The following is a 26,489-nucleotide window of genomic DNA, read 5'->3' as shown; positions in this document are numbered from 1 at the left end:
ACCGTCACGCCGCCGGCCCCGACCGTCACCGCGCCGGCGTCCTGACCGGCACCGCCAGCGGCCGGGCGAGGCCCACCACCGCCTCGTCCAGGCGCTCCAGGTGCCGCAGCACCCGGCCGGTGATGCGGCCGTAGCGCGGCACCCCGGCGGCGTCCGGTTCCAGCAGCGAGGCGATGCTCGGCCCGGTCTCCACCTCGGTCCGGGCGTCCTCGTCGGCGACGTGCGCGGCGATCGCCTCGATGTTGCGCACCGTACGCCGCACCGCCCCGCGCAGCCGCGGGTCGGCCGCGATCGAGGGGTGGGTGGGCAGCAGCTCGGCCGTCGCGGCGAGGGACCGCGCGTGGTACGCGCAGGTCTCCAGCAGCGCCACCACGTACTGGGCGGTGTTGCGCCGGGCCCGCAGCGGCGTGATCGGATGGGTCAGCGGCTGGGTGGCGGCCCGCAGATCCCCCAGCGCCTGGTCCAGCTCCCGCGCCGTGTCCAGCAGATCGGCCGCCGCCCCGCCGCTGAGCTGGTCGACGGCGCCCTCGGTGACGTCGGTGAGCCGCTCCAGCACCGTGCCGAGCAGTTCGTTCGTACGGCGGTCGGTCCGTATCGGCAGCACCAGCGCCGCCGCGACGATCCCGCAGGCCGCGCCGAGTGCCGTCTCCTCCAAGCGCAGCAGCAGCACCGACAGGCTGTAGGTGTGCAGCAGGGTGTACAGCAGCCCCAGCATCGCGGTGACGAAGAACGACATCAGCGTGTACGACAGCGGCGCCGTGTAGAACATCGCGAAGATGAGCAGCAGCACCAGTCCGAACGCGATCCAGGTGTGGCCGCCCACCACGCCCGCCAGCACGATGCCGGCCACCACGCCGAGCATCGTGCCGAGCACGCGGCGGTAGCCCTTGACGAGGATCTCGCCGGTGGAGGCCGTGTTCAGGAAGACGATCCAGCACGCGAGCACCGCCCAGTACCAGCGCTCGGCGGACAGGAACTCCCCGCCCAGGATGGCCAGCGACGACCCCACCGCCACCTGCACCGCGGCGCGCGTGGTGGGCCGGCGAAACCCGGTCGGCTCCTCCTTCGCGGAGGTCTCCTCCCCGGCGTCGATGGCGGCGTCCTCGGCGTCCAGTTCCTCCCGGGAACGGGTCGTCGCGGGCGTGTCGTCCGACTCGTCCTGCGGCCCGTCCAGGGCGATCCTGAGGCCCATCACCGCGCGCGCCGTCTCACCGAGGCCGCGGAACACGTCCTGCACCGCCGGTGTCGCCTCGGGCAGGTTCTCCTCGTCGCGGTAGCCGAGGAGCCGGTTGCGCAGATGGGAGAGCGCGGTCCCGCGCGCCTCGGAGGGCGGCCGCAGCACCAGCGTGCGCAGCGCCCCCAGATCGCGGCGCAGGATCTCCGTGGCCTCGCCGGGCGCCGGTGAACTGCCCACCGAGGGGGCGGGCGCGCCGGGCAGGTGCAGGGTCAGCGTGTCCGCCCGCTCGGCGCTGCGCGCGGTCAGCAGCAGCAGGCCCAGCCGCTCGGCGGCGATCTCGGCGTCCGCGATGCGCCGCTGCACCAGACGGGCCGTGGACTCGTCCGGAGTGCCCTCCTCCAGCCGGGACTGGATCATCAGAGCCGTCTCGTGCAGGCGTGCGGTGCCGTCGCGCAGGTGCTCGAGCGTCTTCTCGATCCCGTCCGGGCCGGCGTCCAGCAGTTCGGTCTGCGTGGCGATCAGCTGGGCCAGCCGGGCGCGGAAGGCCTGCCGCAGCCGCTGGAGCACGCCCGCCGGTGTCTCCGGCACCACCGCGAAGCGGACCACCGCGCTGCACACGAACGCCACCGCGATGGCTCCCAGCAGCTCCGGCAGCACCGACACCTTCGCGCCGACGAACAGGGAGACGAAGTAGACCTGGAAGCCGATCAGCCCGAGCGCGGTGCCGCGGTCGCCGAACCGGCGGACGAAGACGGCACAGAAGATCAGGACGACGAAGAAGGCGTCACCGATGACGACTCGCGAGGTGAGCAGCGAGCTGACCGACACCGACGCCAGGGCGACGGGCAGCCCCAGCGCCAGGGTGACGGCCTGCGCGCCCAGCTCCTTCTCCCGGATGGCGAAGGTGGCGACCATCGCCGTCATGGCGCCCGCCACCAGATGGGTGACGTCCGCACCGGACACGGCGAGCACCGCCAGCGCCAGCGCGATGGCGCCCACCGTCCGCAGCCCCGCCGTCAACCGCAGCAGCCCGGGGTCGGACGCGGCGACGCGGTCCCGCAGCCGTGTCCGCGCCGAGCGCCCCGCTGCCTTCACGCCGCCGTACACTCTCCCGATTCACGCCTGGTCCACGACCGGTCCCGGGCCGGTTCGCGCCGAGATCCACTTCTCAGCATGTCATGCCGTGAGCCGGCCGGGGCCGCGGGGTCACAGCTCCGCCCGGCCCGCCTCCTTGACACGTTCCCGCACCTGCTCCGGCGTCAGATAGGCGTCGGTGTACTCGAAGTCCTTCAGCTTGGCGGGTTTGCGGGCCTGGAAGCCGGTGCGTACGAAATCGTCGCCGGCGACCGCGTTGAGCGTCCAGTTGGCCGCCACCCGGGCCTTGGCCACACCCGTGCGCAGCGCCGACCAGTGGTAGCCGCGGGCCACGGCCTGGGCGGGCAGGCCCTTCAGCTCGACGCCCAGCGGCTTGGAGACCGCGTCCTTGCCGCCGAGGTCGACGACGAGCCCCAGATCCTTGTGGACGTACGGCCGCATCGGCTGGTTGCGCAGGGTGGCGATGAGGTTCTCGGCGACGTGCCGGCCCTGCCGCATGGCGTGCTGGGCGGTGGGCGGGCAGACGGCGCCCTCCTGGCCCTTGGCGAGGTCGGGCACGGCGGCACAGTCGCCGAGTGCGAACACCCCGTCGTGGTTCGGCAGGCACATCTCGGCGGTGACCGCGAGCCGCCCCTTGACCGTCTCCGCGCCGAGCGTGGCCATGAGCGGGCTCGCCACCACTCCGGCGGTCCAGATCAGGGTGCGGGTGGGCACCACCCGGCCGTCCGTGAAGGTGACCTCCTCGGGTCCGGCCTTGTCGATGGAGACGCCCAGGGAGATCTCGATGCCCCGCCGCGTCAGGACTTCCTGCGCGTCCCGTCCGAGCTTCTCGCCCAGTTCGGGCATCAGCTTCGGGGCGATGTCGATCAGATGCCACTTGATCAGGCTCGGATCGAGCCGGGCGTAGCGTTTGACGGCCGCGTGCGTCAGCCGCTGCAGACAGGCCGCGGTCTCGGTGCCCGCGTAACCGCCGCCGACCACCACGAACTGCAGCCGCGAGGCGCGCTCCGCGGGATCCTGACTGGCGTCGGCGAGGTCCAGCTGCGAGATGACGTGGTCGCGGATGTACGCGGCCTCCGCCAGCGTCTTCATGCCGAACGCGTTGTCGGTGAGCCCCGGGATGTCGAAGGTGCGGGTGATGCTGCCGGGGGCCAGCACGATGTAGTCGTACGGCTCGTTGACGATCTGGTCGGTGATGGTGCGCACCACGCAGACCTTCGCCCGGAGGTCCACGCCGATGGCGCCGCCCGGGATGATCCGGGTCCGGTACTTGCTGCTGCGGCGCAGGGAGAGCGCGATCGACTGGGGCGTGAGCACCCCGGAGGCGACCTGGGGCAGCAGCGGCAGGTAGAGCTGATAGGAGAACGGCGTCACCAGGGTGACGTCTGCCTCGTTGGGGGAGAGCCTCCGCTCCAGACGACGGACGCACTCCACGCCGGCGAAACCTGCGCCGACCACCAGGATCCTGGGTCGTGTCACGGTGTTCATCCCTTTCTGCGGCTCCAGGCGGTCTGCCGCGAACGCCATTCGCCTGCCCCTGGATCGCTGCTTCGCACCTCGTCGATCCCACCGTGTCCGCGCCGGTTCGGCCAGCCGGGCGGGGCGGGCGGGCGACACGTCCTGAGCACCACCATGCCCCGCCGTGGCCCGGAGCGCACCGGGTGGGAGTGAGCGGCCCGGCACTCTTCCGTGGGGAGTGGTGCCGCCGGGTCAGCCGGACCCGCGGAGGTGGCAGAGCAGCAGGCACACGTCGTCGTCCCGCTCCGAGTCGCTGAGCAGGGGGCGCAGGATCCCGTCCGCCGAGCCTTCCAGGTCCGCCTCCAGCTCCGCCGGGCCGAACGACCCGAGCGCCTCCGCCAGCCGCGCGATGCCCGGGTCTATGCCCCGGGCCCGGCGCTCCACCAGGCCGTCCGTGTACAGGGCGAGCGTCGAACCCGGCGCCAGCGGCACCGTGTGGTCGGCGATCTCCTGTTTCAGCGGGATACCGAGCATCGCACCCGGTTTGGCGTCCAGGGTCCGGACCCGCCCGTCCGGCGTACGCAGCACCGGCGGCGGATGGCCGGCGGCGGCCCACGTCAGCGTGGGGTCGTCGGGGTGGAAGCGGGCGATGACGGCGGTGGCGAAGAGGTCGGGCTGGAGATGGTGCAGGAAGGTGTGCAGCCGGGTCAGGAGCCGGCCCGGGCTGCCGCAGTCGACGGCGTAGGCGCGCAGCGCGGTGCGCAGCTGGCTCATCATCACGGCCGCGCGCAGTCCGTGCCCGGTCACGTCACCGACCACGGCGATGACACCGCCGTCGGGCTGGCGGAAGGCGTCGTACCAGTCGCCGCCGATGTTCAGGCCGTGCGTGGCGGGCAGATAGCGCGCGGCCAGGGCGAGTCCCGGCGGGGCGGGCAGCTCCGTCAGCAGGGCCCGCTGGAGGGTCTCGGCGATGTCGCGGTTGTGCTGGTAGCGCTGGGCGTGATCGATCGCGGTGCTGGCCCGCCGGGTCAGCTCGATCAGCATCACGGCGTCGTCGGGATCCCAGCGCTCCCCGGGCGGGGACAGGGTCACCACGCCCAGGGGCGCCTGCCGTGTCGGCAGTGGGATGCACAGCAGGGCCCGGTCCGGGGCCAGCGCCGAGGGCGGCTGGTCGTCGACACCGGGCAGGCAGCCGGGGTGCGGAGCGGCGTACTGGGGCCGGCCGGTGCGGGCGGCGACCACGGCGGCGGCCGCGTGCGCGGGGCCCGGCCGGTCGCCGTCCTGGTCGAACAGCCAGACGTCGACGCTCGCGGCGTACTCGGGCACCAGCAGGTCGGGCAGGCGGCGCACGATCTCGTGGTGGTCGAGCGACGCCGTCAGCACCGCGCTCGCGTCCGCGAGGAACGTCAGTCTGCGACGGGCGTTCTCCGCCTCCGTACGCGCCTTGCGCTCGGCGGCGAACGCCTCCCGCTGGGCCCGCCCGGCGGCGTCCAGCTCGGCGTGCAGCGCCACGACCCCCTGGTTCGTCTGGTGCAGCTCCTCCCGGTGGAAGTCGACCAGGGCCTCCTGCTCGGCGAGCCTGTCCAGTACCAGCGCCGTGTCCTCGTCGGCCCCCAGCAGGGCCTCCGCCGAGGCGGCCGGGTCGTCCGCCGAGACGTCGGCTTCGGTGTCCGGCACCGCCTCGGGGCAGGGCACCGTGATCCGCCACGGCGGCTGGCCGTCGGCAGCGGCGTCGCGCGACGGCGTCAGCACGGCGTGCAGCACCCCGTCCCCGGCCTCCGGCGTGGCGCGGGAAACCGTCCCCGCCTCCAGAGTGAGCCGCCAGGTACCGCCCTTGGCCAGGCACAGCCGCAGCTGCGCGCCGAGCGAGGCCACCAGCCGCGCCCGCTCCAGAGGCGGCACACCGTAGGCCGTGGCCAGGCGTGCGGTGGTGATGCGTGCCTGCGCCGCGTCGGTGATGTCGGTGATCTCCCAGGTGCGGGTCATGGGCGGTCCAGCGGGGTCGGGACCGGGCAGGCGGAGGTGGTGCCGTCCCGGGTGGGGCGGGTGGGGCGACTGGTGTGCGATGCTGCCGACAGCGTGTCTTCGAGGGGCGACGCGCCGCGGGGGGCGGCCGGGCGTGCGGTGGTGGTGCGTGCCCGCGCCGCGTCGGTGAGGTCGGTGATCTCCCGGGTGCGGGTCATGGGCCGTCCGGCGAGGACGGGGCCAGTACGGCCACGGCGGTGTCGTCCCGTACCGGACGGGCCGAACTGCTGGCGTCGCGGACCGTCACCGCGGCCGTCACCGCCGGGTCGGCCGCCGTGCGGCAGGTGTCGGGGGTCGGGGTCCAGCGGCTGGGCAGACCGTCGCTGTGCAGGACCAGCACCCGGTCGTCCGCCCAGGCCGTCTCCTCCTCGCGCAGGGTCGTGGGCCGGTGGGTGCCGACGATGCCGGGCCGGGACACCAGGTGCCGCCAGGTGCCGCCCTCGCACAGCCGCGCCCCGATGTTGCCGACGCCCGCGAACCTCAGCACCCCGGCCCGCGTGTCGACCTGCGCCACCGCGACGGCCGCGCCGCGGGTCCCGGTCAACGCCGTGTCGAGCCGCCGCAACGCCTGAGCGGGGGTGAGGTGGGCCGCACCGCGCAAGGCCTCCACGGCCGCGGTCGACGCGCGGGCCGCCTCCGGCCCGTGGCCCAGCCCGTCGGCCAGCATCAGCGTGACCCGGTCCCCGGCCCGGACCCAGGCCCAGGCGTCGCCCGAGTAGTCGGCCCCGCCGAAGGGGACGTTCACCGCGCCGGCCCGTACCCCGGCCGCCGGTCCCGGTTCCGCGGCACGGCCGCCGGGCACGGCGCCGACCCGGGCGACCACCACCGTGCCCCGGCCCGGGACGCTGTGCAGATCGAAGGCGTCGGCGAGGCGCGCGCAGGTGCCGAGACCGGCGCCGAGGGAGCGCGTCGTGCTGAAACCGTCGCGCAGGGCGGCGGCCACGTCGGCGATCCCGGGGCCGTGGTCGACCGTGACGACCTGCACCTGCCGGGTCTCGGCCCGCTCGGCCGTGAGAACGGCGGGAGCGACGACGTCGATGAGGACCTCGCCGCCCCCGGCGTGCTTGAGCAGGTTGGTGGCCAGCTCGGTCGCCACCAGCGCCGCGGTGGCGGTGTGCTGGTCGTCCAGCCCGGCCATGGCCGCCGCGTGCTCCGCGGCCACCCGGGCGTCGCGCACCCGGGTCGAGTCGTGCACCGGAACGTCCCACACGCGCGGCATCAGGACTCCTCACGCGGGCGGGGAGCCCGGCCCACCCAGGAGGTCACCCGCACGGTGGTGCCGGCCCCCGGGTCGCTCTCGATCGCGAACTCGTGCACCAGGCGCCGCGCGCCGCCCAGCCCCATGCCCAGTCCGCCCCCCGAGGTGAAGCCGTCACTGAGCGCCTGCTCCAGGTCCGCGATGCCCGGTCCCTCGTCGCTGAAGGTCAGCCGCAGTCCCTGCGCGCCCCCTTCGCTGAGAGGCTCCGTCTCCATCGTTCCGCCGCCGCCGTACACGAGCGTGTTGCGGGCCAGTTCGCTGGCCGCCGTGACCAGCTTCGTCTGGTCCACCAGACCGAAGCCGAGCTGAGCGGCCGCCTGCCGCACGTGCTGACGTACCCACACCAGATCCATGTCCGAACGGATCGGCAGGCGGGCCTGGGCGCCCGCGGCAGTGTGCATCACGGACTCTCCTGGCGCAGGCCGCCGAAGTGGGAGGACGGGGCGTGCCGCGTCAACAGCTCCAGCGCCACCTCGGTACTGAGCGCGGTGTGCACCCTCGGCAGCGTCAGGCCCAGTTCCACCAGGGTGATGGCGACCGCAGGCCGCATGCCGACGATCACGGTGCGCGCGGCCAGCAGCTCGGTCTGCCCGGCGATCTCGGCCAGTACCCGGCCGAGGAAGGAGTCGACGATCTCCACCCCGGAGACGTCGATGATCACACCGGTGGCCCCGCTGCGGGAGATGGTCTCGGCGAGGTCCTGCTGAAGCTGCTGCGCCGTGCTGTCGTGCAGGTCGCCCTGGAGGGTGACCAGCAGCACCTCGCCGAGCCGGAGGACCGGAACATGACCCGTCACGGGACCCGGGTGGGGCCCCGGGAATGCCTGGCTCACCGCGTGACCGGACCGTTCGCGACGGGGTTCACGATGCCGACCCCGAGCTGGTGCAGCACGTACCCCAGCGCGTCGGCGAGGCTCGCCCGGGTGACCACGGTGCCCAGGTCCAGGCCGAGGTGGACCATGGTCTGCGCGATCGCGGGCCGGATGCCGGAGACGATGCACTCGGCGCCCATCAGCCGGGCCGCCGCGACCGTCTTCATCAGGTGCTGGGCCACCAGCGAGTCGACGGTCGGGACCCCGGTGATGTCCAGGATCGCGTAGCGCGCCTGCTGTTCGACGATGGACTCCAGCAGGGTCTCCATGACGACCTGGCTGCGGGCGCTGTCGAGCGTTCCGATGAGCGGGACGGCCACGATGCCGTCCCACAGCTTGATGACGGGAGTGGCCACCTCCAGCAGCTGCAGCCGCTGGCGGTCGATGAGCGCCTGCCCCTCGCTGAGCGCCGTCTGCATGACCACGACCCGCAGCGTGCCCATCAGCACGCTCAGCGTGGTGACGCAGTCCCGGGCGTGCTCGGCGGAGGCGTCCGGCAGGTCGGCCACGAGCAGGTTCTCGACCGGCGGGCGCAGGGCGGCCAGTTCGCTCGACACCTGGGCGGTGCTCAGGCCGGCCCGGGACCGGGCCGCGCCCATCCGTGCCAACTGCTCGCGCACCGTCGTGAATCCGGCGGCGTCCGGGTCCTCCACCCGTGCCGCGTCCGCGACTTGGGCCAGCGCGTCCACCACGGCCTTGCCCGCCTCGACCGCCTCGTCGCGCGAGACGGTGAACACGGCCCGGAACAACGGCTCGTCCGCCCATCGCTGGGCGATCTGCTCACGGCGGCGCCGCAGAAAGTCCCTGACCTCGTCCGTCGGCGATCCCGCTGTTCCCTCCGCCTGTTCCGGCACCTGTTCCACTCCTCATCCGCATTGCGCCGCACAGCACCCAGGAGGTGACGTGACGGCGACGTGAGTCTGCCGGGCGACCACTGTAACCATCCGCCGACCTCGTACGACACCTGCTCCCGCGTGAACGGCCCGGACGAGTGCCGGGGAGGAGGGAATCTCAGGCGTCCGGAACCCGCGGGCCCGCGGGCTGCGCGTCGACGCGGGAGAGCGCCTCGTCGACGCTCTCGGAGACCGGCACGGTGATGCTCACCCCCGTCAGGTCCAGGACGCGCCGGACCGCGGGGGCGGGCGAGATGATGTGCACGCTGCCCGGCAGCTCCCGGGCCTCCTGATAGACCCGCAGGATGATGTTCATGCCCGACGAGTCCATGAACGGGACCTCCGACAGGTCCAGCAGGAAGTGCCGTCGGCCGTGGTGGAGTTGGTTGGCCAGATGGTGCTGGAACTCGGTCGCGGTGTCGACGTCCAGGTACCCCTCCACCCTGAGCAGCGCCACCTCCTCCCGGGGCAGCGTCACCTCGACGGACAGCGGGTTCTGGGCTATGGGCACGGAAACCTCCAACAACGCGGCCGGACGGTGGCGTGTCGTTACCACCGCGCCCGGCGGTTACCCCCGAATCCGTGCACCACACCTGTCCGGCCCGGGTGCCGCCCGTCACCCGACGCGGATACCCACGAGGCACGTGTCGTCGTCCGTGTCCGACCTGCTGTAGGTGAGCAGCCGGTCCAGGTGCTGGTCGAGGGTGTTGGGTGTCGGACGGACGGTCCTCAGCAGCTGGGCCAGCGCCTCCTCCACCGAGCGGTCGCGGCGTTCGATCAGCCCGTCGGTGTACATCAGCAGCGTGTCCTCGCCGGCCAGCTGCACTTCGTCCTCCTCGTACGCCGCCTCGGCCACCGCCCCCAGCAGCATGCCCTTGAGCAGCGGCAGCGGCTCGGCCCGGGAGCCCCGGACCAGCACCGGCGGCAGATGGCCCGCCCTGGCCCAGCGCAGCGTGCGCCGGGCCGGGTCGTACAGGCCGCACACCGCCGTGGCCGTGACCCCGCCCGTCAGGTGGTGCGCCACGATGTTGAGCCACGACAGCAGCTGGCCCGGCCCGGCACCGGTCACCGCCAGTCCGCGCAGCGCGTTGCGCAGGACCACCATGCTGGTCGCGGCCTCTATGCCGTGCCCGGCCACGTCCCCCACGCACAGCAGCACCCGCCGGTTCGGCAGCATCACGGCGTCGTACCAGTCGCCTCCCACGAGCTGCTCGGTCTCCGCGGGCCGGTACCGGACGGCCACCTGGAGGTCCGGAACCCTGAGCGGGGTCTGGGCGGGCGGCATGATGGCGTGCTGCAACTGCAGGGTCAGCCGGTTGCGCTCGATGGCCTGCTGCTCGGTGTGCGCCAGCTGGTCGCGCGTCGCCGCGAGCGCCACCTCGGTCCAGTGCTGGGCCGAGATGTCCTGGTAGGCCCCCCGTACGAGGAGCAGGCGGTCGTCGGCGTCCAGGACCGGTTCGGCCACCACCCGGACGTGCCGGGTCACCCCGTCGGGCCGCTGCAGCCGGAACGCCGCCGACGCCGGCCGCCGGTGGTGCAGGAGCGTGCGCAGGAACCGGCCGATGGTGACCGCGTCGTCCGGGTGGGCGTGGGCGGTCAGCTCCTCGAGCGGCACCGGCGTACTCGTCTGCGGACGCCCGTACAGGTCGAACAGCTGTCCGTTCCAGGTGATCTCGCCGGTCAGCAGGTTCTCCTCGAAGCCGCCGATGCGGCCGAGGCGCTGGGCGTGCTGGAGGAGGCTGGCCAGCCGGGCCGTCTCGTCCTCGATGCGCCAGATCAGCAGGACGGCGTTGCCGTGCCGGCTGATGCTGATGTCCGCGACCGCCGAGAGCGGCACCTGGTCCACCAGCGCGGTGAGGTTGATGTGCCGGGCCCGGAAGGGCTCGCCGGTGGCGTACACCCGTTCCACGTTCTGGAACAGCTCGCTGTCCCCGGCGGCCATCGGGTACGCCTCCAGCAGCAGCGCGCCGCCCACGACGGCACGCGGCCGTCCGGCGGGGTCCAGGAAGCTCTTGTTCACGTGCTGGATGCGGAAGTCCGCCAGGTGCCCGGCGGCGTCCAGGTGCGGCACCAGGACCAGGGCGGGGTCGTACAGGCCGTCGGCCAGGTCCATCAGCTCCACCGCGTCCGGCATGACCCGGGGCTCCTGCCCGGCGCCGTGCGGTGGCGTGTACGACTCCAGGGTGTGCGCGCACAGCTCCGCCAGGGCCTCCACCTGGCGCACCACCTGCGGCGGCTGCGGGGCCAGCGGCGCCGGCCAGACGATCTCCAGCACGCCGTGGATACGGCCCCCGGTACCGGCGGGCACGGCGACCCTGCCGCCGTCCGGGTACTGGTGCCGGCCCACACTGGGCAGCCCGGTCCCGGCCAGGGAGGTGAACCACTGGCCCGTGCGCTCGGTCAGTCCGCACCGGGCCACCGTCGTCACGTCCGGCGGCACGTAGCGCCAGCGGGTGGCCTCGGCCGCGGAGAACCCCGCGCTGCCGGCCAGCGTGAGCGATCCGTCGTACCCGGCCGCCCAGATGGCCACGGCGGCCGCGCCCAGCGGACGCAGTGCCTGCTCCAGCAGGGCGTCGGCGACGGCCTGGGTGTCGTCGGCCGCCAGCGCACCGCTCTCGGCCGCCCGCAGGCGCACGGCGGCCGAACCGGCCCCCGCCTCCCCGGTGTCCGTGCCGTCCTCGGCGTCCGCGCCGCGCACGGCGGCGGTGGCCGCGAGGAACGCGTCCGTCACCTCCGACATGCGGTCCCGGGCGGCCTGGTTGATGACGTCGACCGCGAACTCCAGCGGCGTGACCTGGGACTGCTCGGCCAGCTCGGCGAGCTGCCGGGCGGCCTGCGCCGGACCGCACCCGAGCCGTGCGACCAGGACGCCCTTGGCGAGCTCGACCAGCGCCCGGCCCTCGGCCTCCGCCTGGGCGGCCCGCACCTCGCGGCTGAGCCGGTCCACCGTGGCCGCCAGTCTGCCCACCGGCGACAGCGGGGTCATCCCGCGCAGACCGGCGCCCGGCCCGTCGACCGCGCAGGACTGCGGTGGTCCGGACACCGGGGGCGGCGCGGCGGACGCGTCCCGCGGGGCGCCGCCGGCCGGCTCGGGCGGCTGCTCGGATTCGCTCACGACGGGGACACTCCTCGGCTGGAGACCGCCGCGGACCGCGGCGGGACACGCCGCGCACCGCCCGGCCCACCGGTGTACGGGACGGGAGCCGGTGCGCTCATGCCGGCAGCCACCGTCGGACGCAGGCGATGAGGTCCTGGGTGTCGACGGGCTTGGTGACGTAGTCGCTGGCGCCCGAGGCGAGGCTCTTCTCCCGGTCGCCGGGCATCGCCTTCGCCGTGACCGCGATGATCGGCAGCTCGGCGTACCGCGGCATCCGCCGGATCTCGGCCGTCGCCGTGTAGCCGTCCATCTCCGGCATCATCACGTCCATCAGGACCAGTGCGACCTCCGGGTGGTCCACGAGCGTCTCGATGCCCCGGCGCCCGTTCTCCGCGTGCAGCACCCGGAAACCGTGGAGCTCCAGAATCCCGCTGAGCGCGAAGAGGTTGCGCGCGTCGTCGTCGACGACGAGGACGGTGCGCCCGGCCGGCGAGTCGTCCACGGCGCCCGGGGCCAGGTGCTGCGGCTCCTCGGGGCGGACCAGGGAGAGTACGTCCCCGGGTTCCTCGGCGGCCAGGTGCAGGGCGATGCGCTCCCGCAGTTCGTCGAGGCTGGACAGGAACTCCAGCGCCCCGCCCCGAGTGCCGGAGCGCAGGCTCTCCTCCAGCGCGGCGTCCGTCCGGTGACCGCTGTGCACGAGCACCGGCACGCTCGCCAGCGCCGAGTCACCCCGCAGGGCCTCAAGGAAGCGGGACGCCTCGGCGTCCGGCATGCCCAGCTCCAGCACGACGCAGTGGCACGGCTCGGCCGCCAGCGCACCGGCGGCCTCCTGCGCCCCCACGGCCGTGATGACGTCGAGCGGCGGCCGGTCGCCCGCGTCGTCCCGCCCGTGCGTCAGGTCGGCGATCACGCTCTCCGCGACGAGGGTCAGCAGACCGCGTGGACGCTCCTCCACGACGAGCAGCCGGCGCGGGCGCTGCCGGTGGCCGCCCGTGAACTCGGGTGCCGGCGCCGGGCGGGCGAGGACGTCGGCGGCCGACTCGGCCGGGACGTGTCCCGTGCCCCGCTCGAGCAGCTCCTCGAAGTCGGGCCGGGCCACCGGCAGGAACAGCGTGAACGTGCTGCCCCGGTCGGGCGTGCTGTCCACGGTGACGGCGCCGCCGAGCAGCTGGGCGATCTCCCGCGTGATGGACAGGCCGAGCCCGGTGCCGCCGTACTTGCGGCTCGTCGTGCCGTCCGCCTGCTGGAAGGCGCCGAAGACCGACTCCAGGTTCTGCTCGGGGATGCCGATGCCCGTGTCCTTCACCCGGAAGGCCACCACGGCACCACCCCGGATCACCCCTCGGGGCACCTCGTCGTCCGGCGCCGGTTCGACGGCCAGTTCCACCCGGCCCCGCTCGGTGAACTTCACCGCGTTGGACAGCAGGTTGCGCAGCACCTGACGCAGCCGGGAGTCGTCGGTCAGCAGGTCCGCCGGCGCCCCGGGGGCCGTCGTCACCGTGAAGTCGAGGCCCTTCTGCGTGGTCATGGGCCGGAAGGTCGCCTCGACGTACTCGATGAGCTGCCGCAGGGTCACGCGCTCGGGGGAGACGTCCATCTTCCCGGCCTCGACCTTCGACAGGTCCAGGATGTCGTTGATCAGCTGGAGCAGGTCCGCGCCCGCGGAGTGGATGATGCCCGCGTACTCGACCTGCTTCGGGGTGAGGTTGCGCGACGGGTTCTGGGCGAGCAGCTGGGCGAGGATGAGCAGGCTGTTGAGCGGGGTGCGCAGTTCGTGGCTCATGTTGGCCAGGAACTCCGACTTGTACTTCGAGGCCAGCGACAGCTGCTGGGCGCGGGCCTCCAGCTCCTGCCGCGCCTGCTCGATCTGCAGGTTCTTCGCCTCGATGTCCCGGTTCTGGGCCGCCAGCAGGGACGCCTTGTCCCCCAGTTCGGCGTTGGAGCGCTGCAGTTCCTCCTGCTGCACCTGGAGCTCCGCCGAGCGGGCCTGGAGTTCCGCGGTCAGGCGCTGGGACTCGGCGAGGAGCTCGTCGGTACGGGCGTTGGCCACGATGGTGTTGACGTTGACGCCGATGGTCTCCATCAGCATGTCCAGGAAGTCCCGGTGGACCTGTGTGAACGCGGTGACCGACGCCAGCTCGATCACGCCGAGGACCTGCCCCTCGACCACGATGGGCACCAGCACCAGAGCGGCCGGCGCCACCTCGCCGAGCCCGGAGGAGATGGTGACGTAACCCGGTGGCAGCTCGTCCACCACGATGGTGCGCCGGCTGCGCGCGGCCTGGCCGACCAGGGTGCGGCCGAAGGCGATGCGGGTGGGCCTGGCCGCGTCGCCGGGGTAGCCGTAGGAGCCGACCAGCCGCAGCTCGGGTCCCTCGTCGCCGTCCTCGGCGAGGTAGAACGCGCCGTACTGGGCCGACACCAGCGGCACCAGCTCGTCCATGATCAACTCGGCGACCACGGGCAGGTCCCGGTGCCCCTGCATCAGGCCGGAGATCCGGGCGAGGTTGCTCTTGAGCCAGTCCTGCTCCTGGTTGGCCCGCGTGGTCTCGCGCAGGGACTCCACCATGGAGTTGATGTTGTCCTTGAGCTCGGCGACCTCGCCGGACGCCTCCACGTTGATGGAGCGGGTCAGATCGCCCTCGGCCACGGCGGAGGTCACCCCGGCGATCGCGCGGACCTGGCGGGTGAGGTTGCCGGCCAGCTCGTTGACGTTCTCCGTGAGGCGCTTCCAGGTGCCGGAGACGCCCTCCACCTCGGCCTGGCCGCCGAGCCGGCCCTCGGTGCCGACCTCGCGGGCGACGCGGGTGACCTCGTCGGCGAAGGCGGAGAGCTGGTCGACCATCGTGTTGATCGTCGTCTTGAGCTCCAGGATCTCGCCGCGCGCGTCGACGTCGATCTTCTTCGACAGGTCGCCCCGGGCCACCGCGGTCGTCACCAGCGCGATGTTGCGCACCTGGCCGGTGAGGTTGTTGGCCATGGAGTTGACGTTGTCGGTGAGGTCCTTCCAGGTCCCGGCGACGTTCGGCACGTGCGCCTGGCCGCCGAGCCGGCCCTCGGTGCCCACCTCGCGGGCCACCCGGGTGACCTCGTCGGCGAACGCCGACAGCGTGTCGACCATCGTGTTGATGACGTCGGCCAGCGCCGCGACCTCGCCCTTGGCCTCGACCGTGATCCGCTGCGACAGGTCGCCGCGCGCCACGGCGGTGGCGACCTGCGTGATGGAGCGGACCTGGCCGGTGAGGTTGTTGGCCATGGAGTTGACGTTGTCGGTCAGGTCCTTCCAGGTGCCCGACACACCGCGCACCTGGGCGCGCCCGCCCAGGTTGCCCTCGGTGCCGACCTCGCGGGCGACGCGGGTGACCTCGTCGGCGAAGGCGGAGAGCTGGTCGACCATCGTGTTGATGGTGTTCTTGAGTTCGAGGATCTCGCCGCGGGCGTCCACGGTGATCTTCTGGGAGAGGTCGCCCTTGGCCACGGCGGTCGCCACCTGGGCGACGTTGCGGACCTGGCTGGTCAGGTTGCCCGCCATGAAGTTCACCGAGTCGGTGAGGTCGCGCCACGTGCCCCGGACGCCCTGGACGTCGGCCTGGCCGCCGAGCCGCCCGTCGGTGCCGACCTCGCGGGCGACGCGGGTGACCTCGTCGGCGAAGGCGGAGAGCTGGTCGACCATCGTGTTGATGGTGTTCTTGAGTTCGAGGATCTCGCCGCGGGCGTCCACGTCGATCTTCTGCGACAGGTCGCCCTTGGCCACCGCCGTGGCGACCTGGGCGATGTCACGGACCTGGGTGGTGAGGTTCCCCGCCATGGCGTTGACCGAGTCCGTGAGGTCGGCCCAGGTGCCCGAGACACCCGGCACCCTCGCCTGACCACCGAGGGTGCCCTCGGTGCCGACCTCACGCGCCACCCGGGTGACCTCGGAGGTGAACACGGACAACTGGTCCACCATGCCGTTGAAGACCTTGGCGATGTCCCCCATCAGACCGTCCGCCTCGTCCGGCAGACGCGTGCCGAAGTCGCCGTCCCGCACGGCCGTCAGGCCCGCCAGAAGGCGGCGCAACTCCTGGTCGCCCGGAACCGCGTCGACGGCCCCGGTGCTGTCGCTGGTCATGCGCACCCTCGTTCCGCTCCCCAGGAGCCCTCGGTGACGAGGACTCGGAACCCCTCCGGACCGGTCGGGAGGTCCGGTCTGTCGTGCGTGCTTTTCCGCAGTTCACGGATCTGCCCCATGAGAAAAATACGTCAGAGGCTAACCCAGGTCCCGGGTGCGGACAAAGCGGCGCCCACCCGGTGGAGCGCGGCGCCCCCTCCGGATCACGCCGTGCGTGCCCCCTCCGGATCACGCCGTGCGTGCCCCGTCCGGATCACGCCGTGCGTGCGGGCCCGGCCGGATTTCGCCGCCGATCGGCCCGCGGTGTCCGAATGCGGCGGCCCGGGACGGGTATCTGCTGGTGCAGGAGCCGGTCCGGCCCGTGGCGTCCGCCCGGCCCCACAGTCGTCACCGGCGTGGGAGGGAAGGGACAGCGTGCCGATGGAGAGCATCTGGTCGTACGCGGAGGGCAGCGGTCACGTGCGGGGACAGGACCTGACGGGCTGCACCGTCGTCGCCAGCGACGGCACCATCGGTCACGTCGACCGGCAGGCCGAACACTTCGGCATGCGGCACCTGGTCGTCGACACCGGCGTCTGGGTCTTCGGCCGGAGCGTGCTCGTGCCCGTCGGCATGGTCAGGGGCGTCGACCCGGAGGCCCGTACGGTCACGGTGGCCTGCACCAGGGCGGAGGTCAAGGCCGCGCCCCGGTTCCGGACCGACAGCGAGACGATGGACCGGGAGTACCTGACGTCCGTCGGCGACTACTACCACCGGCTGCCGCCCCAGGAGACCTCCGCGGACTGACCCGGTTGTGATCACAGCACGGCGAACACCAGGGACACCACTGACATGGAATCAACCGACCGGCTCACCACGGCCTCGTCCGGCGTCGCGTCGTCCCGCGCACCGGCACCGGGCGCCGTCACCGGCGCGGCGACGGCACGTGCGTACGCGGAGGCGGTGGCGCGCACGCGATGGGGGCCGGGCCGCGGGGTGCGGGAGGAGGACGTCATCGACCTGCTGCTCGTGGTCTCGGAGTTGGTCACCAACGCGATCCGGCACGGGGACGGTCTGGCCGGCTTCGAGGTCCGGCCCACGGCCGAAGGCATGTGGATCGCCGTCCACGACAACAGCGCGGTGGTGCCCCGGGCCGCGTACGCGTTCCCCACCCGGCACCACGGGAACGGCTACGGCTGGCCGCTGGTCGCCCGCCTGGCACGCGACATCGACGTCGACCGGCACCCGGGGGGCGGCAAGACGATCAGCGTGCTCGTGCCCCTGCGCGACGCGGGCGCGCCGTGAGCGGGGCGGTGACCCCGGCCGTCACCAGGGCAGGAAGACGTGGATGTCCTTGCCCCGCTCGCCGGTGACGACGCTCACCTGGTCGGACAGGGTGTGGATGAGATGCCAGCCGATGCCGCCGCCACCGCTGCTCGGATGGAAGGGGCGCGGCGCGGGTTCGGTCGTACTGGAGTCGTGCATCACCACGTGCACGCCGTCGAAGGTACGGCGCAGCCGCAGCTGGAACGGCCCCGGAGCGTACTGCACCGCGTTCGCCGCCAGCTCCGTGACGACGAGGAGTATGTCGTCCCAGTGCTCGGGCTGCGAGGGCGGCGACGCACGGGCCAGGTCGTAGAGGAATTCCTCCGCGACCAGGCGTGCACCGGTCACATTGTGCAGCTCTCCGGTGAAGCTGGCGGTGCGGTTCGTGATCTCCTCGGAAGCCAGTGTCCTGTCCCAACGCGACTCGGCTGCCATGGTGCCTTCCCGGCCCGGCATCGGCCGGGCGTTGTCCCTTCTTCGCTTTCCCTTCGTTTGTTAGTTCCCGTGCCGGCCGAGCCTACGCGCCTCGGTATGCCGGGCCGGGCGGCGATGGCCAGGGGTGACAGGGCCGTGACCCGCGGCGCGTTCCCGGTGCGGGACGGCCGGGGCCGGCCCCGGCGCTCATCGCCTTCGGCCCGCACGCCGAACGGCGAGTGCGCGGGCTCGGCGTACTCCGCCGGCGAGCCCGCGCACCGTCGCGGGCTCGCCCGGTCACCGGAGGAACACGTTGTCCGAGTCCTCCCAGGCGGCCTGCTCCTGCGGGAGCCGCTGCGGCCGACGGTGCGAGCGGGCCTCGTACATCGCGTCGATCTCGAAGGCGTAGGTCCTGACGATCTCGTCCCGCCGGAGTTTCATCGACGGCGTGAGCAGGCCGCCGGCCACGTCGAACGGATCGGGCAGCACACGGAAGACCCGGATGGACTCCGAGCGCGACACGGCGCTGTTGGCCGCGGCGACGGCCCGCGCGACCTCTTCCCGCAGCGCGTTCTCCTCGCGCGCCTCCCGGGCCGGGGCGTCGCCCTGCAGGGCCAGGCCCGCCCGCCAGTGCGTCAGGAACTCCGGGTCGAGCGTGATCAGGGCGCCGACGCAGGGCCGGTTGTCGCCCACGACCACCGCCTGGTGGACGAGCGGGTGCATGCGCAGCCGCTCCTCCAGGGCGGCCGGGGCCACGCTCTTGCCGCCGCTGGTGATGATGACGTCCTTCTTGCGCCCGGTGATCGCCAGGTAGTTCTCGTCGTCCAGATGCCCCAGGTCGCCGGTGGCCAGCCAGCCGTCCCGCAGCACCTCACGGGTGGCGGCCTCGTCACCGACGTACCCCTGGAACAGTGACGGACCGCGCACCAGGATCTCCCCGTCGTCGGCCACCCGGACCTCCATGCCGGGCAGGGGCTGCCCGACGGTGCCGGACTTCTCCCGGCCCAGCGGCTGCATCGTCAGCCCGCCGCTGGTCTCGGTGAGGCCGTAGCCGTCGTGGACGTAGACGCCGATGCCCTCGTAGAACAGGGACAGCTCGCGGCTGAGCGGCGAACCACCGGACGTCGCGCGGTGCACCCGGCCGCCCAGCGCGTCCCGCAGCCGGCGGTAGACCGTCCGCTCGTACAGGGCGTGCTGGAGGCGGAGATCGAACCCGGGGCCCGGCCCCCTGCCCAGCCGATGGCGCTCCAGCGCGGCGGCGAAGTCCCGCGCCGTGTCGGCGGCCCGCTCGAACAGCGCCCCGCGGCCCGCCTCCTGGGCGGCGCGCAGGAAGTTCTTGTAGAGCTTCTCCAGGACCGACGGGACGGCGTAGAAGTACGTCGGTCGGAAGGAGCGCAGCGCCGAGGCCAGTGCCTCCTGGGACATCGCCGGCTCGTGCGCCATGAGCAGTCCGCCCCGGACGCACAGGTTCTGGATCATCAGCCCGTACACGTGGGAGAAGGGCAGGAAGGCGAGGACGGCGCCCTGCTCCCCCGGGGGCGCCACCGTGCGGCCCCAGCCCGCGAGCAGGGTGTCGCACGGGCCGGCCAGACTGCGGTGGCTCAGCGCGCAGCCCCTGGCGCGGCCGGAGGTGCCCGAGGTGTAGGCGACGACCGCCGTGGAGTCCGGCAGCACGATGCGGCGCATGGAGTCGACGGTGGCGGACGGGAGGAACCCGCCGCGCGCCACCAGTGTGTCCACCGCGCCCGCGTCCAGTTGCCAGACGTGGCGCAGCGTCGGCAGCGAGGCGCACACCGAGCCGACGGTCATCACGCTCTGCTCGTCCTCGACCACCACGGCGACGCAGCCCGAGTCCCGCAGGATCCACTCGACCTGGTCGCGCGAGGAGGTCGGATAGATCGGCACGACCTCGGCGCCCACCGTCCACAGCGCGTAACTGAAGACCGTCCACTCGTACCGGGTCCGCGCCAGGATCGCCACCGGGTCGCCCGGCGAGATCCCGCACGCGATCAGGCCCTTGGCGACGTCGACCACCTGGTCGCGGAACTCCACGGCCGTCACCTCCTGCCAGACGGGGGAGTCCGGCGTGGGACGGCGGGCCAGCATCGGCAGGGCCGGAGTGCGGGCCGCCGTCTCGAAGAGGCTGTCGGCGAGCCCGCCCGTCAGGGGCCCGGCGGCCCGGGGAGCGGGAGCGGGGTCGCGCATGCGCTGGCTCCTGACATGTACGGACGGTGACACCGCCGACGAGCACCGTCATCGGCGGTGCTGAATCTAGCCGAGGCGATGGTCACGGGGGGACGGGACGGCAGAAGTGTTCCCACCCGGTGATCTCGGCGGATCGGGGGACCCGGGGGGTATGACTCACACGAATCCGGACCCGGAACCCGAACGCAGCACCGGACTGGAGCCGGGAGGCGGCGTACCGCCCGGCGAGACCCCGCCGGGGGAGAGCAGCATGTCCGAGGCGGGCCCGTGGGAGGGGAACAACCCGCCCAAGGGGTGGGCCAAGGCACCCCTGGCGGTGATCCTCTTCCTCGTGGCGCTCGTGGCGGCGGGCTTCCTCGGCTACGCCCTGGTCCTGATGCTCTGAACGCGGGTGGGGAGCGCAGGTCGGCAGGGGCGTCTCAGGCCGCCTGAGTACGGCGTACGCACTCGGTGACGACGTCCCGCAGGCTGCCGGTGCGCTCCAGCAGCTCGCGCTGCACGCGCGCCCCGTTGCCGTGCCGCAGCAGCTCGGCGGCGCCGTCCCGTACCCGGTCGAGGTCGCCGTCGGCGGCCAGCGCCTCCCCGACGTGGTCCAGCAGGGCCCGTACGACGGTCTCGGCCGGCATCCGCCGCATCGTCGCGGGGTGCAGCAGTTCCTCCGTCAGCCCGGACCGGGCCGCCCGCCAGGCGGCGAGGCGCAGCAGGCTCACACTGTGCCCGGCCGGCTCCCTGCCCTCCCGCCACTCCCGTGCGGCCGTTTCCACCAGTGCGCGGGCGAGGGCGGCGACGACGACGGCCGTCCCGGCGTCCAGGCAGACGTCCGCGACCCGGAACTCGACCGTCGGGTACCGCTGGGACAGCCGGACGTCGAAGTAGATCATCCCTTCGTCGAGGATCGTGCCGGTGGCGAGCATGTCCGCGACCCGGCGGTGATAGGTCTCCGCCGAACCGAACAGCTCCGTCGGACCGGCCGACGGCCAGCGCTGCCAGACCCGGCTGCGGTAACTGCTGTAGGCAGAGTCCCGGCCTTGCCAGAAGGGGGAGTTGGCGCTCAGCGCGGCGAGCACCGGCAGCCAGGGCCGCACCCGGTCGATCACCGCGACGCCCTCCTCGTCGGACTCCACGGACACGTGCACGTGGCAGCCCAGGACGAGCTGTTCGTGGACCACGACGCCGTACTGGTCGGCCATCCACCGGTAGCGGCGGTTCATTCCGACGGAGGGGCTGACCGGCAGCGGCGACGTGGCGAGCGCGGCCACGGCACATCCGATTCCCCCGGCGTGCCGCCCGGCCTCCCCGCGGCAGCGGACGATCTCCGCGTGCAGACGCCCCATGTCCGCCTGCGGATGAGTGGCGAACTCGAGCATCTGCTCGTGCAGTTCCTTCTCGAACACGTCCTGTCCGGCATCGTCGAGCAGGACGCGGGCGAGCACGGCGGCGGACAGCGCCCGCGGCTCGCCGGTCTCGGGATCGACCAGGAGGAGTTCCTCCTCCACTCCGACGGTGCGCACGTGATGCCGCCTTTCTGCGGGCCCGGCCACGGCGACGAGGTCCTCCCGGTCGCCAGGACACCGACTGCCCCCGGAGAGCGGACGGACACCTGGCCGCGCCGTCACGCCTCACAGGGCGTACGGCATCAGCCACACCGTGGCCAGCGGCGGCAGCGTGATCCGGATGCTCCCGTCCTCCGGTTTGACCGGGTCGGAGTCGGTCACCCCGGAGCCGCCGTACTCCTCGGCGTCGGTGTTGAGGACCTCCTGCCAGGCGGTGACGTCGTCGCCGACCGCGAGCCCGTAGTCGTGCCGGACGACCGGGGAGAAGTTCGACACCGCCAGCAGCGGCGTGCCGTCCGTGTCGAACCGCAGGAACGCGAAGACGTTGTCCTCGGCCGCGTCCACGGCGACCCACCGGAAGCCGGCCGGATCGGTGTCGCGCCGCCACAGGGCCGGGGTCCGCCCGTAGCGGGTGTTGAGTTCGCGGACCAGGTCCTGGATCCCGCGGTGGTCGCCCGCCGAGTGGTACCCCTCGTCGAGCAGCCACCACTCCGGCCCCTGCTTCTCCGACCACTCGGCGCCCTGGGCGAACTCCTGCCCCATGAACAGCAGCTGCTTGCCGGGGTGCGCCCACATGAAGCCGAGGTAGGCCCGGACGTTCGCCCGCCGCTGCCACCAGTCGCCGGGCATCTTCGACACCAGCGCCTGCTTGCCGTGCACCACCTCGTCGTGGGAGATCGGCAGGCAGTAGTTCTCGCTGTACGCGTACACCATCGAGAAGGTCATCTCGTGGTGGTGGTACTTGCGGTGCACCGGCTCGTGCGCGACGTACTCCAGCGAGTCGTGCATCCAGCCCATGTTCCACTTCAGGCCGAAGCCGAGGCCGCCGGCGTCGGTGGGCCGGGTCACCCCGCCCCACGCGGTCGACTCCTCGGCGATCGTCACCACGCCGGGGCAGCGCCGGTAGACGGTCGCGTTCATCTCCTGGAGGAACGCCATGGCCGCCAGGTCCTCGCGGCCGCCGTACTGGTTGGGCTCCCACTGACCGGAGTCGCGCGAGTAGTCCAGGTAGAGCATCGAGGCGACCGCGTCGACGCGCAGCCCGTCGATGTGGAACTCCTCGCACCAGTAGACCGCGTTCGCCACCAGGAAGTTGCGCACCTCGGTCCGCGCGAAGTCGAAGGTGTACGTGCCCCAGTCCGGGTGGGTCGCGCGCCGCTCGTCCCCGGGCTCGTACAGCGGGTCCCCGTCGAAGCGGGCCAGCGCCCAGTCGTCCTTCGGGAAGTGCGCCGGCACCCAGTCCATGATCACGCCGATGCCCGCCCGGTGCAGCGCGTCGACCAGGTACCGGAAGTCGTCGGGCGAGCCGAGGCGCGCGGTCGGCGCGTAGAAGCCGGTGACCTGGTAGCCCCAGGACGGGCCGTAGGGGTGCTCGGCGACCGGCATCAGTTCGACGTGGGTGAAGCCCAGGTCCCGGACGTAGGCGGGCAGCTCCTCGGCCAGCTCGCGGTAGGTCAGCCCCGGCCGCCAGGACGGCAGGTGCACCTCGTACACCGAGAACGGCGCCTCGTGCACGGGCGTGTCGGCGCGGGTCCGCATCCACGCGCCGTCGCCCCACTCGTACGCCGACGCGGTCACCACGGACGCGGTGTTCGGCGGCTCCTCCGCCGCGCGGGCCATGGGGTCGGCCTTGAGGAACCGGTGACCGTACCGCGAGTGGATCTCGAACTTGTACCGGGTGCCCTCGCCGACGCCCGGCAGGAACAGCTCCCAGACCCCGGACGAGCCGAGCGAGCGCATCGGGAACGCGGTGCCGTCCCAGTGGGTGAAGTCGGCGGCGACCCGCACCCCCTGGGCGTTCGGCGCCCACACCGTGAACCGGGTGCCGGTGACGCCCTGGTGGGTCATCGGCTCCGCGCCGAGGGCCCGCCACAGCTGCTCGTGCCGGCCCTCGGAGATCAGGTGCAGATCGAGCTCGCCGAGGGCGGGCAGGAAGCGGTACGGGTCGTGCGTCTCCTGCTCGCCCGCCTCGTACGTCACGACGAGGGTGTACGCGGGGATCTCCGCCAGCGGCAGGACACCGGAGAAGAGGCCGTCCTCCTCCGACACGAGGCCGTGGCGCTCGCCGTCGACGACCACGCTCACCTCGCGGGCGAACGGGCGCAGCGCCCGGAAGGCGATGCCGCCGGGGACCGGGTGGGCGCCCAGCAGGGCGTGCGGATCGTGGTGGGCGCCCGCCAGGAGGCGCCCCCGGTCGGTCGGGTCGAGGGGCGGAGCGGTTCCGCACGCACCGGGGGTGCGCGGGACGGGACCGGACGGCTCGGGGAGCGAGGTGTCGCGGAGGGCCACGGGTCAGTCTCCTCTCACGGCGAGTCGTTCGATCGCCGCCATGGGTACGGGAAGCCAGTCGGGGCGGTGCCGGGCCTCGTACAGCACCTCATACACGGCGCGGTCCGTCTCGTAGGCGCGCAGCAGGCCGTGCTTCTTACGGGGGTCCCACCCGGCGCGGGCGGCGTAGCCCGCGCAGAAGGCCTCCCGGCAGCGGCGCGCCCATTCGGGGCGCCACGGGCGGCGCTGCCGGGCGGCGTAGTCGAAGGAGCGGAGCATGCCCGCGATGTCCCGCACGGGGGAGTGGGCGCTGCGCCGTTCGGACAGCGGGCGGGACGGCTCGCCCTCGAAGTCGATGACGAACCAGTCCCGGCCGGCCCGCAGCACCTGGCCCAGGTGCATGTCGCCGTGGATGCGCTGGGCCGGCGGCCCGGAGTCGCAGGTGGACAGTGCCGCGAAGGCCGCCCGCAGCCCGGGCACGAAGGGCTGCAGCGCCGGTACGCAGTGCGCGGCGGCGGTCAGCCGCTCGGTCATCGCCGCCGCCGTGCGGCCGTTCTCCCCGGGTGCACCGGCCGGGAAGGCCGAGGCCAGCGCGAGGTGCACGTCGGCCATCGCCTGCCCGAGCTCGCGGGCCTGCACGGTGAAGTCGTCCCCGCCGGCCAGCGCGTTCAGGGCGAGGGTCCAGCCGTCGGAGGCGTCGTGCAGGAACGGCTGGAGCACGCCGAGCGTCGCCCCGTACGGATGGGTCGTACGCATCCACGCCACCGGCGCGGGGACCCGGCCGCAGCCCTGCCGGGCCAGCGCGTCCGGCACCTCCAGGTCGGGGTTGACGCCGGGCTGGATGCGCCGGAAGAGCTTCAGGATGAACTCGTCGCCGTAGATCAGCGACGAGTTGGACTGCTCGGCGTCCAGCAGCCGCGGTACGAGCCCGCCGGGCACCGGCCGCGCGGGGTCGGACTCGAAGCGCAGCGGTCCCGCCCTGCCGGGACGCCTGAGCCGTTCCAGGAGCAGCTGGGCCGCCCGGGGGTCGTGCAGCGCGTCGTAGACCGTCCGGCCGGCCAGTGGGCCGTCCTGAACCTGCCCGATGAGTGCCCGGCCCAGACGCGGCGACGGCTGCTCGCGCACGCCGAGCAGCAGTTGGTAGCAGTCGCCGGCCGGCGGAGCGCCTCCCGGCGCGGGCACGGGGCCCTGCCCGGTGTGGACCAGGAGATGCAGACAGCCCGGGAAGATCTCGGTCATCGACAGCAGACCGAGCTCGGCGACGGGACGGTCCTTGCCGGCGAACCAGCGCTGGCGCGGCAGCCACTGACGCAGCAGTTCGCCGAGCGACGCCATGGGCTCGGCGAGATGCCTGCGTCTGGGGCGCAGGGGTGCGGTCTTCGGCATGGTGACGCGTCCTTTCCTCGGCCCACGCTCACACGCGGCGGCCGATGCGGGATGCGACTCGGGTGAGCCGGAACCAGTAGAAGCCGTGGCCCCCGAGGGTCAGCAGGTACGGCAGTTCGCCGATGGCGGGGAAACGGACGCCCCCGAACAGTTCGACCGGATGGCGTCCGGCGAACTCGCGCAGGTCGAGTTCGGTGGGCTGGGCGAACCGCGCGAAGTTGTTCACGCACAGCACCAGGTCGTCCTCGTACTCGCGAAGGAAGGCGAGCACCGCGGGGTTGGAGGACGGCAGTTCGGTGTAGGTGCCGAGGCCGAAGGCGGGGTTCTGCTTGCGGATCTCGATCATGCGGCGGGTCCAGTGGAGCAGGGACGAGGGCGAGGCCATGGACGCCTCGACGTTCGTCACCTGGTAGCCGTAGACCGGGTCCATGATCGTCGGCAGGAACAGCCGCCCCGGGTCCGACGACGAGAAGCCGGCGTTGCGGTCCGGGGTCCACTGCATGGGGGTGCGCACCGCGTCGCGGTCGCCGAGCCAGATGTTGTCGCCCATGCCGATCTCGTCGCCGTAGTAGAGGATCGGCGAGCCGGGCAGGGCCAGCAGCAGGGCGGTGAACAGCTCGATCTGGTCGCGGTCGTTGTCGAGCAGGGTGGCGAGCCGGCGCCGGATGCCGATGTTGGCGCGCATGCGCGGGTCCTTGGCGTACTCCGCGTACATGTAGTCGCGCTCTTCGTCGGTGACCATCTCCAGGGTCAGTTCGTCGTGGTTGCGCAGGAAGATGCCCCACTGGCAGCCGGACGGGATGGCCGGGGTCTTGGCGAGGATCTCGGAGACCGGGTAGCGGGACTCGCGGCGGACGGCCATGAAGATCCGCGGCATGACCGGGAAGTGGAAGGCCATGTGGCACTCGTCGCCGCCCGCGGCGTAGTCGCCGAAGTAGTCGACCACGTCCTCCGGCCACTGGTTGGCCTCGGCCAGCAGCACGGTGTCGGGGTACTGGGCGTCGATCTCGCGCCGGACCCGTTTCAGGAACTCGTGGCTGGCGGGCAGGTTCTCGCAACTGGTGCCCTCTGCGGCGTACAGATAGGGCACGGCGTCGAGGCGGTAGCCGTCGACGCCCAGGTCCAGCCAGAACCTCAGCGCGGCCAGCATCTCCTCCTGGACGGCCGGGTTCTCGTAGTTGAGGTCCGGCTGGTGGGAGAAGAAGCGGTGCCAGAAGTACTGACCGCGGACCGGGTCGTAGGTCCAGTTGGAGGCCTCGGTGTCGACGAAGATGATGCGGGCGTCGGAGTACCGGGTGTCGTCGTCGGCCCAGACGTAGTAGTCGCCGTACGGGCCGTCGGGGTCCTTGCGCGACTCCTGGAACCACGGGTGC

At 72.9% G+C, this 26,489-nt stretch carries 20 protein-coding genes; 3 read left to right on the top strand and 17 right to left on the bottom strand.

The window, feature by feature from the left end; genetic code table 11:
* Positions 1-25: 25 nt before the first annotated feature.
* From ACP4IX_RS30510 to ACP4IX_RS30460, 11 genes are all read right to left on the bottom strand, one after another.
* Positions 26-2,272: an FUSC family protein gene (locus ACP4IX_RS30510; RefSeq protein WP_426557755.1), complete on the bottom strand. Its 2,247-nt coding sequence runs from the start codon at positions 2,270-2,272 to the stop codon at positions 26-28.
* A 111-nt stretch (positions 2,273-2,383) separates the two neighbouring features.
* On the bottom strand, positions 2,384-3,760 hold the full coding sequence (locus tag ACP4IX_RS30505; RefSeq protein WP_426524213.1) for an NAD(P)/FAD-dependent oxidoreductase: 1,377 nt from the start codon (positions 3,758-3,760) through the stop codon (positions 2,384-2,386).
* Positions 3,761-3,982: 222 nt separating this feature from the next.
* On the bottom strand, positions 3,983-5,716 hold the full coding sequence (locus ACP4IX_RS30500) for a PP2C family protein-serine/threonine phosphatase (RefSeq protein ID WP_426557753.1): 1,734 nt from the start codon (positions 5,714-5,716) through the stop codon (positions 3,983-3,985).
* Positions 5,713-5,913, bottom strand: coding sequence for a hypothetical protein (locus tag ACP4IX_RS30495; RefSeq protein WP_426524209.1), 201 nt, complete (start codon positions 5,911-5,913; stop codon positions 5,713-5,715). Before ACP4IX_RS30495 ends, ACP4IX_RS30500 begins: the two co-directional genes overlap by 4 nt.
* Complete coding sequence (locus ACP4IX_RS30490; protein ID WP_426557751.1) at positions 5,910-6,974, bottom strand: SpoIIE family protein phosphatase; 1,065 nt, start codon at positions 6,972-6,974, stop codon at positions 5,910-5,912. Before ACP4IX_RS30490 ends, ACP4IX_RS30495 begins: the two co-directional genes overlap by 4 nt.
* Positions 6,974-7,414, bottom strand: a complete 441-nt coding sequence (locus tag ACP4IX_RS30485) for an anti-sigma regulatory factor (protein ID WP_426524325.1) — start codon at positions 7,412-7,414, stop codon at positions 6,974-6,976. The genes ACP4IX_RS30490 and ACP4IX_RS30485 overlap by 1 nt, the downstream gene beginning before the upstream one ends.
* Positions 7,414-7,845: an STAS domain-containing protein gene (locus ACP4IX_RS30480; RefSeq protein ID WP_426524205.1), complete on the bottom strand. Its 432-nt coding sequence runs from the start codon at positions 7,843-7,845 to the stop codon at positions 7,414-7,416. The genes ACP4IX_RS30485 and ACP4IX_RS30480 overlap by 1 nt, the downstream gene beginning before the upstream one ends.
* Positions 7,842-8,738 (bottom strand): STAS domain-containing protein, encoded by an 897-nt coding sequence (locus ACP4IX_RS30475; RefSeq protein ID WP_426524203.1) that lies wholly within the window; start codon positions 8,736-8,738, stop codon positions 7,842-7,844. The genes ACP4IX_RS30480 and ACP4IX_RS30475 overlap by 4 nt, the downstream gene beginning before the upstream one ends.
* Before the next feature lie 157 nt (positions 8,739-8,895).
* Positions 8,896-9,288, bottom strand: coding sequence for an STAS domain-containing protein (locus ACP4IX_RS30470; RefSeq protein ID WP_426524201.1), 393 nt, complete (start codon positions 9,286-9,288; stop codon positions 8,896-8,898).
* Positions 9,289-9,393: 105 nt separating this feature from the next.
* Positions 9,394-11,892 (bottom strand): SpoIIE family protein phosphatase, encoded by a 2,499-nt coding sequence (locus tag ACP4IX_RS30465; protein ID WP_426524199.1) that lies wholly within the window; start codon positions 11,890-11,892, stop codon positions 9,394-9,396.
* Between the two features lie 97 nt (positions 11,893-11,989).
* Positions 11,990-15,985: a HAMP domain-containing protein gene (locus ACP4IX_RS30460; RefSeq protein WP_426557749.1), complete on the bottom strand. Its 3,996-nt coding sequence runs from the start codon at positions 15,983-15,985 to the stop codon at positions 11,990-11,992.
* Positions 15,986-16,405: 420 nt separating this feature from the next.
* Here ACP4IX_RS30460 and ACP4IX_RS30455 point away from each other — a divergent pair, with 420 nt between their 5' ends.
* Both ACP4IX_RS30455 and ACP4IX_RS30450 read left to right on the top strand, forming a co-directional pair.
* The gene (locus ACP4IX_RS30455; protein ID WP_426524323.1) at positions 16,406-16,771 is read left to right on the top strand and encodes a PRC-barrel domain-containing protein; all 366 of its coding nucleotides are present in this window, start codon (positions 16,406-16,408) and stop codon (positions 16,769-16,771) included.
* Positions 16,772-16,816: 45 nt separating this feature from the next.
* The gene (locus ACP4IX_RS30450) at positions 16,817-17,269 is read left to right on the top strand and encodes an ATP-binding protein (RefSeq protein ID WP_426524195.1); all 453 of its coding nucleotides are present in this window, start codon (positions 16,817-16,819) and stop codon (positions 17,267-17,269) included.
* 21 nt (positions 17,270-17,290) lie between these two features.
* Here ACP4IX_RS30450 and ACP4IX_RS30445 read toward each other — a convergent pair whose 3' ends face one another.
* Both ACP4IX_RS30445 and ACP4IX_RS30440 read right to left on the bottom strand, forming a co-directional pair.
* Positions 17,291-17,725, bottom strand: coding sequence for an ATP-binding protein (locus ACP4IX_RS30445; protein WP_279562485.1), 435 nt, complete (start codon positions 17,723-17,725; stop codon positions 17,291-17,293).
* 276 nt (positions 17,726-18,001) lie between these two features.
* Positions 18,002-19,909, bottom strand: coding sequence for an AMP-dependent synthetase/ligase (locus ACP4IX_RS30440; RefSeq protein WP_426557747.1), 1,908 nt, complete (start codon positions 19,907-19,909; stop codon positions 18,002-18,004).
* Positions 19,910-20,060: 151 nt separating this feature from the next.
* Between ACP4IX_RS30440 and ACP4IX_RS30435 the strand changes: the two genes are divergently transcribed.
* Complete coding sequence (locus ACP4IX_RS30435; protein WP_426524191.1) at positions 20,061-20,294, top strand: DUF6480 family protein; 234 nt, start codon at positions 20,061-20,063, stop codon at positions 20,292-20,294.
* Positions 20,295-20,328: 34 nt separating this feature from the next.
* Here ACP4IX_RS30435 and ACP4IX_RS30430 read toward each other — a convergent pair whose 3' ends face one another.
* The 4 genes from ACP4IX_RS30430 to treS form a co-directional block, all read right to left on the bottom strand.
* Positions 20,329-21,420, bottom strand: coding sequence for a glutamate--cysteine ligase 2 (locus tag ACP4IX_RS30430; protein WP_426524189.1), 1,092 nt, complete (start codon positions 21,418-21,420; stop codon positions 20,329-20,331).
* 108 nt (positions 21,421-21,528) lie between these two features.
* Positions 21,529-23,751, bottom strand: a complete 2,223-nt coding sequence (gene glgB / locus ACP4IX_RS30425; protein ID WP_426557745.1) for a 1,4-alpha-glucan branching enzyme — start codon at positions 23,749-23,751, stop codon at positions 21,529-21,531.
* Between the two features lie 3 nt (positions 23,752-23,754).
* Positions 23,755-25,116 (bottom strand): maltokinase N-terminal cap-like domain-containing protein, encoded by a 1,362-nt coding sequence (locus ACP4IX_RS30420; RefSeq protein WP_426524185.1) that lies wholly within the window; start codon positions 25,114-25,116, stop codon positions 23,755-23,757.
* Positions 25,117-25,144: 28 nt separating this feature from the next.
* Positions 25,145-26,489, bottom strand: a 1,345-nt coding sequence (gene treS / locus ACP4IX_RS30415; RefSeq protein WP_426524183.1) for a maltose alpha-D-glucosyltransferase, incomplete at its 5' end; no start/stop codon positions are given.

It is taken from the genome of Streptomyces sp. WG5, from assembly GCF_049974565.1.
Classification (GTDB): domain Bacteria; phylum Actinomycetota; class Actinomycetes; order Streptomycetales; family Streptomycetaceae; genus Streptomyces.
The sequence above is the reverse complement of the archived record's forward strand: the minus strand, read 5'-3'. Positions and strand labels throughout refer to the sequence as shown.